The 14,834-nt window shown below is 61.4% G+C and carries 9 protein-coding genes; all 9 read right to left on the bottom strand.

Annotated features, from left to right (window positions below; genetic code table 11):
• Positions 1-105: 105 nt before the first annotated feature.
• Positions 106-513, bottom strand: a complete 408-nt coding sequence (locus tag ACFSR7_RS07835) for an S-layer homology domain-containing protein (protein WP_378160274.1) — start codon at positions 511-513, stop codon at positions 106-108.
• A gap of 247 nt (positions 514-760) precedes the next feature.
• Positions 761-3,382: a hypothetical protein gene (locus ACFSR7_RS07840; protein WP_378160275.1), complete on the bottom strand. Its 2,622-nt coding sequence runs from the start codon at positions 3,380-3,382 to the stop codon at positions 761-763.
• Positions 3,383-3,440: 58 nt separating this feature from the next.
• On the bottom strand, positions 3,441-6,602 hold the full coding sequence (locus tag ACFSR7_RS07845; RefSeq protein ID WP_378160277.1) for a hypothetical protein: 3,162 nt from the start codon (positions 6,600-6,602) through the stop codon (positions 3,441-3,443).
• A 44-nt stretch (positions 6,603-6,646) separates the two neighbouring features.
• Entirely contained in the window at positions 6,647-7,615 is a 969-nt protein-coding gene (locus tag ACFSR7_RS07850; protein WP_378160279.1) for a carbohydrate ABC transporter permease, read from the bottom strand.
• Between the two features lie 5 nt (positions 7,616-7,620).
• On the bottom strand, positions 7,621-8,541 hold the full coding sequence (locus ACFSR7_RS07855) for a carbohydrate ABC transporter permease (protein ID WP_378160281.1): 921 nt from the start codon (positions 8,539-8,541) through the stop codon (positions 7,621-7,623).
• Positions 8,538-10,865 (bottom strand): DUF5696 domain-containing protein, encoded by a 2,328-nt coding sequence (locus ACFSR7_RS07860; protein ID WP_378160283.1) that lies wholly within the window; start codon positions 10,863-10,865, stop codon positions 8,538-8,540. Before ACFSR7_RS07860 ends, ACFSR7_RS07855 begins: the two co-directional genes overlap by 4 nt.
• Positions 10,858-12,957, bottom strand: coding sequence for an SMP-30/gluconolactonase/LRE family protein (locus ACFSR7_RS07865; protein WP_378160285.1), 2,100 nt, complete (start codon positions 12,955-12,957; stop codon positions 10,858-10,860). Before ACFSR7_RS07865 ends, ACFSR7_RS07860 begins: the two co-directional genes overlap by 8 nt.
• A gap of 17 nt (positions 12,958-12,974) precedes the next feature.
• Positions 12,975-13,847, bottom strand: coding sequence for a carbohydrate ABC transporter permease (locus ACFSR7_RS07870; protein ID WP_378160287.1), 873 nt, complete (start codon positions 13,845-13,847; stop codon positions 12,975-12,977).
• 2 nt (positions 13,848-13,849) lie between these two features.
• Entirely contained in the window at positions 13,850-14,827 is a 978-nt protein-coding gene (locus ACFSR7_RS07875) for a carbohydrate ABC transporter permease (RefSeq protein WP_378160289.1), read from the bottom strand.
• Positions 14,828-14,834 lie beyond the last annotated feature (7 nt).

Here is a 14,834-nt window from a genome sequence, read left to right on the forward strand (position 1 = left end):
ATAAAAATCGCGGGCAGAAGCCTTAAAATGGCGGAGACAAGAACAAGCCATAATACGCTGCGTCAGAATCGAGGCGCATCAAAAGAAGGGAACGCGCAGCCGGATTTAAGCGGCCAGCAGATAAGCTCGGTAGAGCGGCACGGCGGCCTCAGCCCTAATCGCCAGGGCATCCGGACCGATTCTGCCATCCGAACCCTCCACCAGCCCGGCGGCCGCAAGGTTCGCCATGCTGCTCCGGAACGGCTTCCCGATACGGTCCGAATCCTTGAACCGGCTCAAGCTATCATTCGAGTCGGCACGCGATCGGCCGATCGCGGCCAATGCGCGTTCCGTCATGGCCATCATTTCTTGTCTCGACAGTACTGCCGTCGGGGTGAAGCGGTTGTTGCCGTTTCCTTCCACGATGCCCAATGCTCTGCAGACGCCCAATGCCTGATCATAATCGTCCGAGGTCCGGACGTCGTCGAAGCGGTCTGCCGGCTGCGCCGCCAGTCCGAGCGCGTTCACGAGCATGACGGCGTATTCCGCACGGGTAATCGCTTGCTGCGGCGCAAACCGGTCTCATCCAAAGTCTGCAGCGAGAATGCCGTTTTGTCGATGTCCAGGCCTCACACCTTCCGATTCGATAAGTGCAGTCCCGCCACTTCAAGGCCTTGCCAATCGCCGGATCATACATATGCTTCGAGCGGAGTCATACCTCCTTTAAAAAAACGCCCGGTTCCTGGCGGAATCCGGGCGTGCTGTCTGCGGCATGCGCTTCTTAGGCAAAGGTCAGCACGATCTGCACCTCGCGGCCGGGCTCGTCGATCTCTACCGTCTCCGACGCCGCGTCGTAGGCGCCGACGGAGGTCCGCAGCGCCTTCGCGCCGCCGGGATGCGGCAGACGGATCTTGACCTTGCCGGGGCGGCGTTCGGCATGGAACGCGAGCTGCGCCGTTATCGTGCCGTTCGCGATGTCGGAGCGGATGTCCATGGAGAAATGCCCGAAATGACTGGCCGCCTCGCGGAGCGAGATCTCCTTGCCCTGCTCCAGCCATGCCCGCGGGATGCCCGGCAGCAGCCGGAGCGTCCGCTCCTCCTCGAGATAGAGCATCCACCGGCACTGCATCAGAAACCAGCCTTCCTCATGCGTCTTGTGCGGGCTCACGTGGAAATAGTGCTCCCAGAACGTATACGTCTCCCTGTCCGCCAGCCCGGCTACGCCATTGTAGAAGGCTTTAAGGAACGGCTTCGTCTCGCCGCGCTTGAGGTGTATCCAGGGATGCACGCTGTAATACGGCTGGCTCAGCGCGACATTCCGCATGCACATGAGCTCATTGTGGAAGCCGAGCAGGAATTCGGCTTCCACGGAGTCCGGCTCCAGCACCTCCTGGATGACCAGGTACAGCGGCCCAAGCAAGGAATCCCGCACGACCATGGAGCCGTGCGTTCCCCATTTGCCGCCGTCCGCATAGAGCGAGACGGGCCCTCTGTAGTTAGCCCAGGGCGGGCAGGTCGGCACCCAGCTGCCGTCTCCGAGCGGCACGACGGGGGAGCTCGCCAGCGATTCCCGGATCGAGGCCAGAATATCCCGCTTGAGCGCCTCGGCGTCCGCGCCGACCGCGTCCGCGAGCGGCGCGTCGATCTCCCCCAGCATCTCGGCCAGACGCTTCAATCCCGCATACGCGAAGCCGTTCAGCATATAGGAGCGGAAGGGATCCTCGGGATCGGCCGTCTTGCCCTCGAGCATGCCGTAGCCGCGCCCTCGCAGTTCCTCTCGAAGGTTGCGTTCCCGCCAGCCTTTCAAGTATTCGTACGCTTTGCGCATCTGCGGCTTGATACGCTTCAGCCATGTCTTATCCCGTACATACCGGTAGTGCTCGCCCAGGACGTACAATGCGGCGCCGGTCTCGAGCATGTAGCCGTTGAAGTTCTGAATAAACCCGTTTTCATGCTGCTTGTCCAGAAAAAATTGCAGCGCCCGCTCGGCCGTGCGATGCGCGCCCATCGAGTCGAGGTACTGGATGATCGGCGAACTCTCCGAACCGATGGCCGTATACACGCCGATCGTCGGCACGAGCGTCCGGTCCGGCTCCCTGCCGTAGCAGACGAGATCCAGATGCAGGTAACCCGCCTTCATCATCTCCTCGATTCTCGGCTCGGGGAGCCGGACTTGCATCGCGCCGTCCAGCTTGGCCTTCCAGAAGGCGAGGCATTCCCGATGTAGGGAATCGAAGCATTGCCGCGCCAGCAGCAGCGCCCGTTCCCTGGAGATCGGCGTGTGCGGAATGTAGAACTCGAAGGTGACGGACTCCCCGGGCTGTAGCAGCACCGCGACTTCCTCTTGGGGCATCGGCCCCCCGTCCAGCTTGGATACGACGAAGACACGGCCCGATTCAAACACGCCGAGCCCGCCGCCTTCGAACGCATACGCTGCGTTCAAGGGGGCGGGATTTTTAAACCAGGCGTATCGCGGCACCTTGCCGAGATTCGTCGCGGTTGTCTTGGCGTAGTAGACCGTCTCCTCCGCGCGATCCGGCTCGGCTCCGGCGAGCCGCTCCCAGCTCGCCTCTTGCTCGGGCGTGAACATGTACCCGACGCTGGCGCGATCGGCGGCCAAGTAATGCGTGCCCTGCAGGGTCTCGGCCGTAAACGGACTCGCTTCGTAGGAAACGAAGGCGACATTGTCGTAGACGATATCGTCGTCGCGGATCGAGCCGTGCGCGATCGGATAGACGCGCTCCTCCAGACTGCGAGAGACGCGGTATTCGGCGCCCATCCCGCGTCCGAGCAAATAGTAGTAGAGGACGGGCGCGTCGCCCGTCTCCGGCAGCTGGTTGATGCGGGCGGGATAGCGGGGACGCACGCAGTCCCACGAGCGGATATTGTCGTTGTCCCCGACGCCGCGAAAGTCCGCTTCGAACAATCTCGCATCCCGCGACAAGCCCAGCCAAATCGGACAGGTCAGCGCTCTGCCCGCTTCGGCGGCGCGATCGAACGACTCCTCCGGCTCCGCCTCGATCTGCTGAAGATTCGTGCGCAGGCCGCTGTCCGCGATCCGTCCGACGATCTCATCGTACGATTCCGTATGCGCCGCTTCCGTCACGACTACGCCGTAGGCCGGTATATAGATCGGATAGGTTCGGTTGACGTCCCGCAGGAAAAAGCTGAACCCATGCTTCGCGCCGCGCACGGATACCATCGTCGCGTACGCGCCCCGGCTCACGTTTTCGTCGCCCAGCTCCAACTCAAGTCTGCCCGGGCCCGGCAGCGCGAACGTTCCCTCGGCAGAATCGCAGCTTCCGCGCCCGGCCGTTACTTCCATGCGCTCCAGCTTGCCGTATGCCACGGCGATCGAGCCGTCGCCGACGCTGTCGTTCCACAAAATGGCGATTTTTATCAAGTCTAGAACCTCCAATGCCTAAGTCGCGAATGAATAGGATACGATGCGGCGGTTCGCTTCATGGCGCGGGCGCCAGCAGCAGCAACCGCGGGGGCTGCGTCAGTCCCGACGGGACCAACTTGTAATCTTCGCTGAACGCGTCTCCCTCCGTCAGCCAATGGCCGGGTCCGTAGGCCTCGCTGTACAGCGGTTCCATGTGGAGCGGCCCGAACGTATTGCGCCGGGTCAGTACGACGTCCAGCAGCAGCGGCTCGTTCGCGCCGACGATACCCGCCACGTCCGCGACGTTCGGCCGCCAGGGAATCGTGACCCTGCCCGCCGTCCGGCTGCCCGCTCTCAGACAGGCGCCTTCGTACGCGGGCACCTCCAGCTGTACCCCGGCGCCGGGCACGCTGTCCAGATGCCGCTGCGCCGGCTCTAAATAGGCGTCCCACTCGAGCGCGTAGGTGACGGTGCCGCCGTAGAACGGCAGTCCCTGCTGCGCGAGATCGCCGACGGCCAGCCGTTCCGGCAGCGCCCCGACGGTCTTATCCGCGCCATGCACCTTTACGCCGAACGGGCCAAGCAGGTAGATCGCCTCAAGATCGACGCCGGCATCGAAGTCGACTTCGATCTCGATATGATTGATTCCCGGCTGCAGGCAGGCCGGCGGGATGTCCAGCTTGCGGAACACCGGGTCGACCCACCATCCCGCGTCGCCGCCCGCGAGCTCGCGGCCGTTCAGACTGATCCGCTTCTGCGCCGGCCGTTCGACCGCGAGCTGCCAGCCGCCCGCGGTGCCGCTTGCGGCCGCTAGGTCCGCGCCGAACGAATACCGCAAGGTCAAACGATGCGTCTGGCGGGCCGCCCCGGCCCGGGTCTGGATCGCATACCAAGGCTGGACCATGTCGCCGGAGCGGTAGGCGTAGCCCAGCTCCCGGCGAACGGCGCGATCCAGCTTCAGAATCTCCATCGTATCTCGCCATTCGCCGTCGTCCAGCTTATACGAGGCGCGATCGAGCACGCATACATTCGGTTCGTCCAGCGCATAGGCGAAGCTGCCTTCCCACTCGTATGCCGCCACGGTCCGCGTCGCCGGCCGCGCGGTCGGCGGCGCATCCAGTGCATCCGGCGCATCCGGCGCGTTGCCGATTACATATACTTTTTCGCCCGCCGCGGCGAAGTCGGCGGTCAACTCGATCGCGCCGTTCAGGCATCTGGCATCGATTGCGATCCGCTCGCCCGTCTCGCAGTCCCATTCCTCCGCATGGCCCTCGTACGGCAGCCGGAGCTTAACGCCCGCATAGGCCGTCTCGCGGTTGACGTTCAGCAGGACGACGTACGTATGCGTATCGTCGCGGCGAACTTGCGCATACAGATCCGCGATCGGCTCGCCTCGCTCGTCGACGGCAGATAATCGGCCGCCCGCGATATGCGCCCCGACGGCCGCGATGCCCGTCGCATCAAGCGGCACTTGCACCGAGCTCGCCGCCAGCGTCCGACCGCCCTCGGACGGCACGGCGTCGACATAGCCGGGCGCTTCGCCGGCGAAGACGACCACGCCTCCGGCTTCCCGGAACAGCGCCAGCTGCCTAAGCGTGGAAGCGCGGATCGTCGTCATGCCCGCGACCAGCACGGCGCCGTAGACGGCGTTGCCGAGTCGGAACGCTGCGCGGCCGTCCGGGTCGCGCTCGACGGCGGATCGTCTCTGCATCATGTCCTCGTCGCCGTAGTCGAAGTCGATCCGTGCGCCCGAGAGCCAGTTGAACACGTTGGCAAAGTCGGTCTCCAGCTTGCGAATCTCCTCCGTATTGCCCGCCAGGACGTCTGCCCAGCCGGCATGTACCTGGCACCACACGCTCTCGACGGGATGGACGACCAACAGGTCGCAGACCGGCGCGCCGTGCGTCACGACTGTGCCGAGACGGGCGAAATACGTCTCTACCGCCTGATAGTCCCGCCACCAGGCCGATTGATAGGAGATGCTGGCGGGGTAGTCCCGCTTGGATTCGCCTTCCATCGTGTACCAGGACAGATGGTGGCAGCGGAGGTTAATGCCGAGCAGCGTCTGCCAGTTGCCGACCGCCTTGTGCGCTTCAAGCGGCATCTGCCAGCCCGTGCAGCCATACAGCTCCGACATCAGCCACTTGCGCCCGATCTGCCTGGCGACGGAGGACAGCTGCTTGGCCACCCAGTAGCAGCGGTTGCCCTCCGTCAGCACGTCGATGCCCGGATATTCCATATGCTCGTAGCAGCGCATGACCGAGCCGACCATGGCCGTCTGGGCGGACAGCGAGTCCTCATGCAGCAGGTGCCCGGTCAGGATCAGCTTGTTTGCCCGGCACCACTCGTCGAGCGGCTTGACATAGTTGTCCAGAAAAAGCTCCTGCAGCAGATCTACGATATGCCACTTCACTTGGGATACGCTGCGTCCCTCCGGACGGAAAAACACTTCCGGCAGCCGGTCGCGCAAATCGTAGCCGAACTTGGCGGCGAAGCGCTCGAACAGGTCGTATGTCCAGGGCAGCATATGCTGCGGATCGGCGTTGGCGACGTTGAAGTTCGTCATCAGCGGTCCGCGATGCGGTTCGTCGGTGAAAATGCCCGTAATGGCGCTCCCGAACAGTTCGCCCATCCGCGCCTTGTATTGCGCGTGCGTGACGTCGATGAACGCATCCGTCGCTTCGCGGTTCATCGTGTCCACATAGGTCTGCCCGTTGTAGAAGCTCTCCGGCGCCATCTCTTCGATCTCGAAGGCGAGGGTGACATAGCCTGGACGCGGCGTCGCGTCTTCGCCGGGGGCCAGCCTGCGGCCGTCATAGTAGGCGCCGTCCTCCAGCCTGCATTCGAAGGCCGCGACCCACGTCTCCCGCCACGGGCAGACCGCCTCCGCGAAGATGTGCATCTTCACGAATTTCATGCGGTGTCTCGGCTCCGCCGTAACCTTTCCGCCCGCCGTGCCGCTCGGCCAGCGGTCCTCGTCGTACAGCCAGGCCTCCATGCCCCGCCGCTGCGCTTCCTCCGCGCAGATTCGCGTCAGCTCGAACCATTCTTCGCCCAGGTACTCCGTAATAAGCCCGGTCCGGGCGTGCATGAAAAATCCGCCGAAGCCCATCTGCTCGAAAACGTCGATCTGTCTAAGCAGCTCCTCACGGTTCAGCTCTCCGTTCCAGGACCAGAAAGGCTTGCCGCGGTAAGCGGGGCCGGGGTTGACGAATGTGGCGTACAATTGTTTCTTCATTTCAGATAGGCTCCTTCTAAACGCCGTTGTGCCGCGAATCCGGCCTACTCCACGATTCCTGTACGTTCGATGCCTTCGACGAAATATCGCTGCGCGAACATGTACAGGATGAGCGGAGGCAAGATGATAAGAAAAGCGGCCGCCATTTTGATCGGCTCGTTCACGTCGACGACCACGTTCGTCAGGCCTGAGGAAGACCCGCTCATAAAGTTCAGATTCGATTGGAGATGCTCCAGACTAAGCGAGAGTGGGTAGAAATTTGCGCCTTTCAGGTAAAGGGCGGGTTCGAAATAGTCGTTCCAGTGCCAGACGAAAGAGAACAGGAATACGATTAAAAGCGCCGGGCGGGAGAGGGGGATCATGATTCTCCAGTAGGTTCGAAACGCCCCGGCGCCGTCCATCCGCGCCGATTCCTCCAGCTCTTTGGGCAGCGTGGAAAAAAACTGCCGGAAAATGATAATGAACAGCGAGCCCTTGATTCCCTGCGCCACGACCGCCGGCACGATGAAGGGCAATACCGTATTCAGCCACCCCAGCTTGACGTACATGACATAGAGCGGAATGACTAGCGTCTGCTGCGGAATCAGAAACGTCAGAATGACGATGGCGAACCAGAATTTTTTGCCCGGAATATGCAGCCGCGCGAAGGCGTATCCCGTGATCCCGCAAGCGAGCGTCTGCAGAACGGCGGCCGTCAGCGCGATAAACGACGTGATGCCGAGCGATCGCCAGTACTTTAAGCCGCCGATCGCCTTTTCATAATTCGTCCACGCGAGCGTACCCGGTATCCAGCGCACCGACTGGTCGAGCAAATCGGGCAGCGTCTTCAGCGAGGTAGACATCATGTAGAGCAGCGGCTTCACGTAAAGTACCGCAATCGCGATCAGAATCGCGATCAACGCGGCCTTGAACAGCAGCCCGTCGACGATCTGCCTGCCGACGAGCGCGACCCGGAGCCGCTCCGCGATGTGATGGCGCGTCCAATAGCGCCGGACACGATTCAACAGGACCATCTGCCTCACCCCTTCTTCTTGTTAGCCGGTCTGCCGAACTTCGCGAGGATCAGAATCGGCATTAGCGTGATCGCGCAATAGATCCAGCCCAGCGCGCTGGCGTAGCCGTATCCCGTCTCGGCGTCGCTCATGTTTTTGAGGATATGCGCGATGATCGGGTTGAACGGATTGGTCGCTTGGTCGACGAGCGTGTAGATCAGATTCAGCACGATAAACGGCACGATGACCGGAAACGTAATCTTCCAGAACGACTCCCACGGCGTGACGCCGTCGATGCGGGCGGCCTCGAACGTCGACTTGGAGATCGTCTGGAACGCGGCCAGGAAAATAATGATCTGGATGCCGCTGCTCCACAAAATGATGACGAACCGGGAAATGACCGACATGATCGTACCCGCGACGCTCGGCGAGAAAATGCCGTAAATCAGCCCCTCGACATCGTATTGGTCCCCGAACGGGATCGCCCCTTGTCCCTGCGTGAACAGCTCCGTGAGCACTTCGCCCGTGGCGAAAATGACCGGCAGAAAGAAGATCATGCGAAAAAACATGCGACCGCGAAATTTCTGATTCAGCATGACCGCCACCAAAAGGGAGAAGATGACCGTGATCGGCACGATGAACAGCAGCTCGCGCAGGAACGACAGCATCTCGATCGGAAATACATTGTCCCGCAAAAACGAATAGCGGTAGTTGCCCCAGCCGATCCATTCGTAGGCGAGTCCCGAGCCGTCCTTGGCGATCGATACTTTATTGAAGCTGATATAGACCGAATAGAAGAGCGGGTAGCAGACGAAGCAGGCGATGCCGATCAGCCAGGGCGCCAAAAACAAATATCCGCGCAGCGCTTCCCGGCCTCTCTGACGTCGTTTTTTCCTTCGGTGATCCTTGGCGCTCAGAGCCATTATGGTCGACGAATTGTCCGTCATGCGCGCCCCTCCTCGACGATCTTGAAGTTCAGTCCGTCCACCACGATGCCGTCCGCTTCGTACGGCTCGTTGTTGTAGTTGACCCAGATCTTGCGGCCCCCTTCATAGACGGTCTCATAGACGCCCGCCGCCACTTGGCGGTGACCCTCGATAAAGCCGGCCCATACGTCCGCGCCGGCGGTCCGGTAGGCTTCGTATTGTTCGACGATCTGATCCTGGATGAGAGAGAATTGTCCGCTGAACATCGAGGCGAAAGTCGTTCGGCTCATATCCCGCGTGTCGCCCGCCATCGCCGTGAAGGCCGGCACCGCCCCGTATTCGATATCCCGCAAAAACGCGACGGTCGGATTCCTCCGCAGATTGCCCGGATTGCTCGAATACGTCGCCAAGCCATGGATCGCGATCGGGAAAAACGGAATCTGCTCGTCCACGATCAGATCGTAGTTGGAATCCAGCGCCATCCCGCTGAGGTGATCCGCATGGCCCACGCTGTATGCGGCGGCGACCGTCTGCACGCTCCCCAGCTCGGCGGACGCTTCGTCCAGCATGTCCTGCAGCGTGCCGATCGACGCCTCGCGTGTCGTGTAGCCGTCCGCGCGATAGTCGCTGAATCCGTGGCTGTAGGTTTGCGCATGCACGCCGCCGATGCCCAATCGCTTCAGCTCCGTCAATGTGCGCTCCCACTTCTTCCGCGCCTCGTTCGGCGCGAGGAAGTAAAAATCGGGGATGTTCGCGTCCCCGTACCAGTCTCCGCCCTGGGTCCAGGCGACCGTCGTGCCGTTGATGTTTTTAATCGCGTCGCTGCGCGCCGAGAAGCCGTTGGCTCGCTTGTCGGTGGCGTAGAACGGCGCATCGTTCAACGACAGCGGGATGCCCATCGCGGCGAGCCGCTCCCGCAGCTGCCGCAGTCCGCTATCCCCGCCGAGCTGCCGCTCCACGGGGAAGCGGTCGGGCAGCCGTCCGGGAAAGCCGCCGCTGTTCCATCCCGTCAGGCTGACGTTCATGTTAAGGATGCCGGCTTTGACCAGGGCATTCGCGATGCCGTCGGCCTCCTTGAAGGTCGTGCCGACGACCAGCTTTTCCCCTGTCGGGGTAGGCTCAGCCGCGCTCATCACCAAATTGAGCATGAGCGGCGGACTGCCTTGGCCGTAGTCCGCGCCGTTCTTTTCCCGGAGCGTCGGCACCTGCTCATGCGTCATGAGATACTGGCGGTACTGCTGCGCCATGCCTACGTAGTCGGAGCGGCCTTCGGCCGTCAGCAAATACCGAATTTGGACCTCGACGGGCGCCAGCTGTTCCTGAAAGACATTTTTCCAATTGCTGTCGCCCAGTCCGATCGGCTGATAATAATAATTGCGCAGCGTGATCCGGGTATGGACTTCATTAAAGCCGGTATTGATGCCCGCCGGCGACGCCAGAATGGAGGCATTGGCCGCACCGCGCTCGATCACGGCGATGTAGCTGTCCGTACCCCGGTTCAGGCCGAACACCGGAAAGGCGATGTCCGAACGATTCTCGTAAGCGCCGACGGTCCAGACGGCCGGATCGTAGCCGTATACCGGGAAGGCATACGGGGCAAGCCGGCCGCTGTCGGTCCGATTGAACCGAATCAGCCCGCCCGGACCGTCCGGCACGAACAGATAGCCGTCCGGACCGTTCGGCGTCGCACCGAAAAACGGCAGCAGCTCCAGACTGACGAGCCGCTTCGTCCCTGCCTCCCGCACGCCCTCCGCGGGCATGCGGACGACGAGCTCGCCCTGCTCGACGGTGTACTCCACATAGAAGGAAAAGCCGAGCTTGTCCATCGAGTAGAGCACGCCGACCCCTCGGTCGACCAAGACCCATTCCACCTTTGCCTCCTGATCGACCGTATTCGCGACCTTTTCGTTGGATTGTCCTTCGTCCAAATAGCGGAACAGAATCGGCGCGCGCAGGTTGGTCGCCCAGATGCCCTTGGCGTTCGCTTGAGCCAGCTCCGTCTCGCCCGGATTGCCGAGCCAGAGCGCGCCCGTGCGCGTATTTTCCAGTGCGATCTGTCCCATCGTCGGCTCGAGCCACAGCGCCGTGCCGGTCTGTTCCGCCATGCGGTACCATGTCCGTCCGCCCAGCTCGCGGCTCTCGCCCGACGGCTTCTGCTGCCCGACCGTGAGAGCCTCCGCGAACGCTTGGGCTTTGCCCGCGTCGTATGTGCCGATTCCCTTGTGCCGGCCCTCCGAGGTCAGCGCCAGCAGCCCGATGACCGCGGCGACGGCCGCGAGCGATAGCAGGGCGGCCCTCATGCGGCGCAGTCCGCGCAGTCCGCCGCGTACGATTTTCTTAAACACGGCTCCACACCTCCTGCCCCAGATCGACGAAGAAGTCGACCGCTTGATAGACCAGCCCGATCAGCACGAAGCCGAACAGCCAGATGCAGCCCATCGTAAACAGGGAGACGGCTGCCATTTGAATCGCTTCCTTGAGATTGTAGTTTTGCACGGCTTGCGTCCCGATGAAGAAGAGGAGCAGCATCCAGATCTGGATGCCCGTAAGCGCCGACGTATACAGGACGCTCTCCTGCAGCGTCAGCACGTTCGACAGCAGCTTGATCGGCAGCGTCAGCACGAGATAGGGCACCAGCGCGTAGGCATTGACGATGAACACGTTGCGGAAGGTGCCTTCCCCCTTCATCACCGAGCCGATCAGATAGCTGGCCAGCACCCACAGCGTCCAAGGGACGAAGTAGGAGACCGCCTCCGACCGCAGGCTGATATCGATAAAGTCCTGCTTCGCAAAGATGAAGCTGACCGCCCATGCGCCGGCGATGCGAACGAGATAACCCGCTACGACGAGACCGACGGCATACATAAACGGGATCGTCCGGCGTTCGGCGATTTCGCCCATAACCAGGGAAGGCTTGCGCAGCACGAGTCCCGTGAAGCGAAGGGCGGTCCCCCAGCGGCCCGCCGGACGGCGCTTCGCCTCGGGCGGCTGCATCGATTCCGCGCGCCGGCGCCGGATCCGACGGAATGCGTACCAGGCGGCGAGCAAGACGACGATCCCCGTCATCGCCCGGCCGAACTCCCGCATCAGCACCTTCATCCGCAGCTGCCAGTACGATTCCGAATAACCCGTCTTGTCGTTGGCCATCTCGAAGTGCCGCATCGCCTGCTCGTACTGCCCCGCGTCGTACTCGGCCTTGGCAATGCCCTGGTAAGCCCGGTTGTACATGCTGTCCAGCTTCAGAATTTCCTGCCAGGCCTTCCGGCTTTTTTCGTACTCGCCGCGCGTATACATCGACACCGCCGAGTGGACGAGACTCCCGAACGACGTACGGTCCAGCACCTGAATATTGTTCAGCTCGCCGTCGGCGACGAGGATCTGCCCGCGGCTGTTGACCGCTACGCTGGTCGCCCGCTTGAACAGTCCCATCTGCTGGGTGCTCGTAGCCGCGTTCCCAAAGCGGAACAACAGATTGCCGTCCGGATCGTACTGATAGACTCTGCCGGCGGCCGCCTCGACCACCGTGACGATACCGTCCGCATCGACTGCCGCGTCCTGCATCGAAAACCGGTCCAGCGGCCCCAGCCACGGCGCGAAGTTGCGGCCGCCCAGCAGGTCGATCCCGCCGTAGTTCAGCTTTTTCAGCTGGCCGCTCTTCAAATCCCGGTTCAGCGTATAGATGAATCCGCGGCCGTCGATCGTCATATTCGTGATGGCGCCCGGCAAGTTGGCCTCCTCGGCCTTGAGCTGTTCTTCGGTATAGTACTTTCGCTTGATGCGCGTCATCCAATCCGTCTGCACCTTGTTGGCGCCGTAGAAGCCCGAGAAGCGACCGTCCGGGTCCAGCTGCAGCATCCCCTGATAGCCGCCCTTGGTCACGATGTACATGTAGCCTCGGGCATCGATGATGACCTTGGAAGGGATGTACGTGAAAGTGGAGGGAATCAGCTCGGACTGGGGGGCGGCGAATTCCTTGACGTACTTCCCGTCCTTGTCGAATACGGCGATTCTGCGGCTTCCCGAGTCCGCAACGTAGATCTCGCCTTCCGCAGTCACGAATACGCCTTCGGGATGGCGCAGCTTTTCTTTCGGATCCCGATTCTGCTTGTCTTCGCCGTCCCCAAGGGCCGTCGGAATCGTCCGGAGCACGCGACCGTCCGCGTCCAGTTGGACGATGCGGTTGTTGCCCGTATCGGCGACGTACAATTCGTCCGCGGCGGTGACGAACAGGTCCTCAGGGTCGTTAAACCCGTTCCATACTTCGCGAGGCACGTAAGCGTCCGGGGTCAGAATCCGTTGACCGTTCGCATCGCTGGAGACAGTGGAATAAGGCAGGCTTGCTTCGGCCGTACTCCAAGGCGCCAGGGCAAGGATTAACAATAGCAGCGCTGCGCGCCGCAATAGCTTTTTCGGTATGCAGCTCGACGTGGTTCCCACGCAAGTCCTCCCCCCAATCACTTGATGCCCGAGTGAGCCATCGTCATCAGCACCTGGCGCTGAAACAACAGAAATATGAACAAATTAGGCAAAAACAGCACCAGGCCGGCCGCTGCGGCGACGCCTTGGCCGACGACGCTGTTCCCCAATCCCCCGGTCAATGTCGCCACATAATACGGAAGGGTCTTGAGCGATTCGACCTGCGTGTAGTAGTTGGACGTCTCCGTCTGAGACCATGACACTTGAAACGCAAGAATGGCCACGGTCGCCACGGCGGGCATACAGACCGGCAGGACGATACGGTAGAAAATTTTCCATTCCCGGGCGCCGTCGATCTTGGCAGCTTCGAGGAGCGCGTTGGGTACCTGGTCGATGAACTGGCGCATCAGGAATACCCCGACGGGCATCGCGACGAGCGGCCAGATATGGGCGGCATACGTATTCATAAGGCCAAGTTCGGAGACGAGGATGAACCGGGGAATTACGACCGCCTCCGGGGCGAACATCAGCGATACGATGATGAGGCCGAAGAACGCGCGCATGCCAGGGAACCGATGCTTGGAGAACGCATAAGCCGCCATCGCGCTGATCAGCACGGCGACCAGAACGGTGACGCCCGTCGTGAATACGCTGTTGAAAAAATAGCGGGAAAACGGAATGGACATTTTCTGCGCGTTCAGGAACAGCTGCCGGAAATTGAACATCGTCGGGTGTTCTGCCAAGAAGCGCGGCGGATAAATAAACAGTTCGTTGATCGGCTTGAACGCATGATTGACGATAAATACGAGTGGCAGCAGCATAAACAGCGCCAGCAGCGTCAACCCGATGAAGGCGACGATCAGGAAGGGGTCCGGCTTCGGCAATTTGAGCAGCTTCCATACGCGTTGCACGGCTATTCGTCCTCCTTGCTGCCGAATATTTTCATCGAGAATTTGGACGCCCCGTACATGACCGCGAGCAAAATGACGCTGAGCGCGGCCGCATACCCGATTTCGTAACGAATGAAAGCAAAGTCGTCGATGTGGTTAATGATCAAATGGCCGGAATATTGCGGCGTGATCTTCTGGCCCGTGGATTGCGCCAGCATAGAACCGACCATGCCGGCCTTCAAGGTGCCCACGACGGCCATGATCGCCCCGAACAGCATCTGCGGCTTGATCGCCGGAATGATGATGTAGAAAATCTCCTGCAAGCGGTTGGAAATGCCGTCGATGGCGCCCGCTTCCAGCATCTCCTCGTTGACCGTCTGCAGACCGGCCAGCATGGCGAGGAAGCCGACGCCCATGCTGGACCAGAGAGAGATGACGATCATTACGTTCATGAACCACTTCGGATCCTTGAGCCACAGCTGCGGCGTATCGATAACGCCGAAGGACAGCAGCAGATTGTTCAGATAGCCTACGCGGTCTCCGCTGAACAGCACGACCCACACGACCACCATCGCGACGCCTCCCGCGAGGGAGGGCGCGTAGATGGCCAAAGTGAAGTAATCCCTGATTTTCTTCGGCAGCTGGTTGATGAGCCACGCGAGAATAAAAGAAAGCGCATAGCCGCCGGGACCGACGATCATCGCGAACTTAAACGTATTGGGGATCGCATATTGAAGGAAGATCCAGTCCTGCGACACGATCGCCAGATAGTTGTTCCAGCCGCTGAAGCGCGGCGCGGATACCGCGTTGAAGGTAAAAAAGGACAGGACGATCGCGGCGATAACAGGAACCACGATAAAAATAATAAAGCTGATCATGAAGGGGGCGATGAACAAGTACGACACGCGGTGCTTCCATAGTAGAGCGATCCACCCCGGCCGACGAATCGACGTCGTGTCCGCTCCGGGCGTCTGCGGAACTTCGGCAGTTTTTAATCTCATGGTCGCC

The sequence above is a fragment of the Cohnella sp. GCM10020058 genome (genome assembly GCF_042683485.1).
GTDB lineage: Bacteria > Bacillota > Bacilli > Paenibacillales > Paenibacillaceae > Cohnella.

What these genes read in the sequence shown, in the direction of transcription:
- ACFSR7_RS07875 (WP_378160289.1), bottom strand. Translation starts at nt 14,827, where the DNA reads ATGAGATTAAAAACTGCCGAAGTTCCGCAGACGCCCGGAGCGGACACG.
- ACFSR7_RS07850 (WP_378160279.1), bottom strand. Translation starts at nt 7,615, where the DNA reads ATGGTCCTGTTGAATCGTGTCCGGCGCTATTGGACGCGCCATCACATC.
- ACFSR7_RS07855 (WP_378160281.1), bottom strand. Translation starts at nt 8,541, where the DNA reads ATGACGGACAATTCGTCGACCATAATGGCTCTGAGCGCCAAGGATCAC.
- ACFSR7_RS07835 (WP_378160274.1), bottom strand. Translation starts at nt 513, where the DNA reads ATGCTCGTGAACGCGCTCGGACTGGCGGCGCAGCCGGCAGACCGCTTC.
- ACFSR7_RS07845 (WP_378160277.1), bottom strand. Translation starts at nt 6,602, where the DNA reads ATGAAGAAACAATTGTACGCCACATTCGTCAACCCCGGCCCCGCTTAC.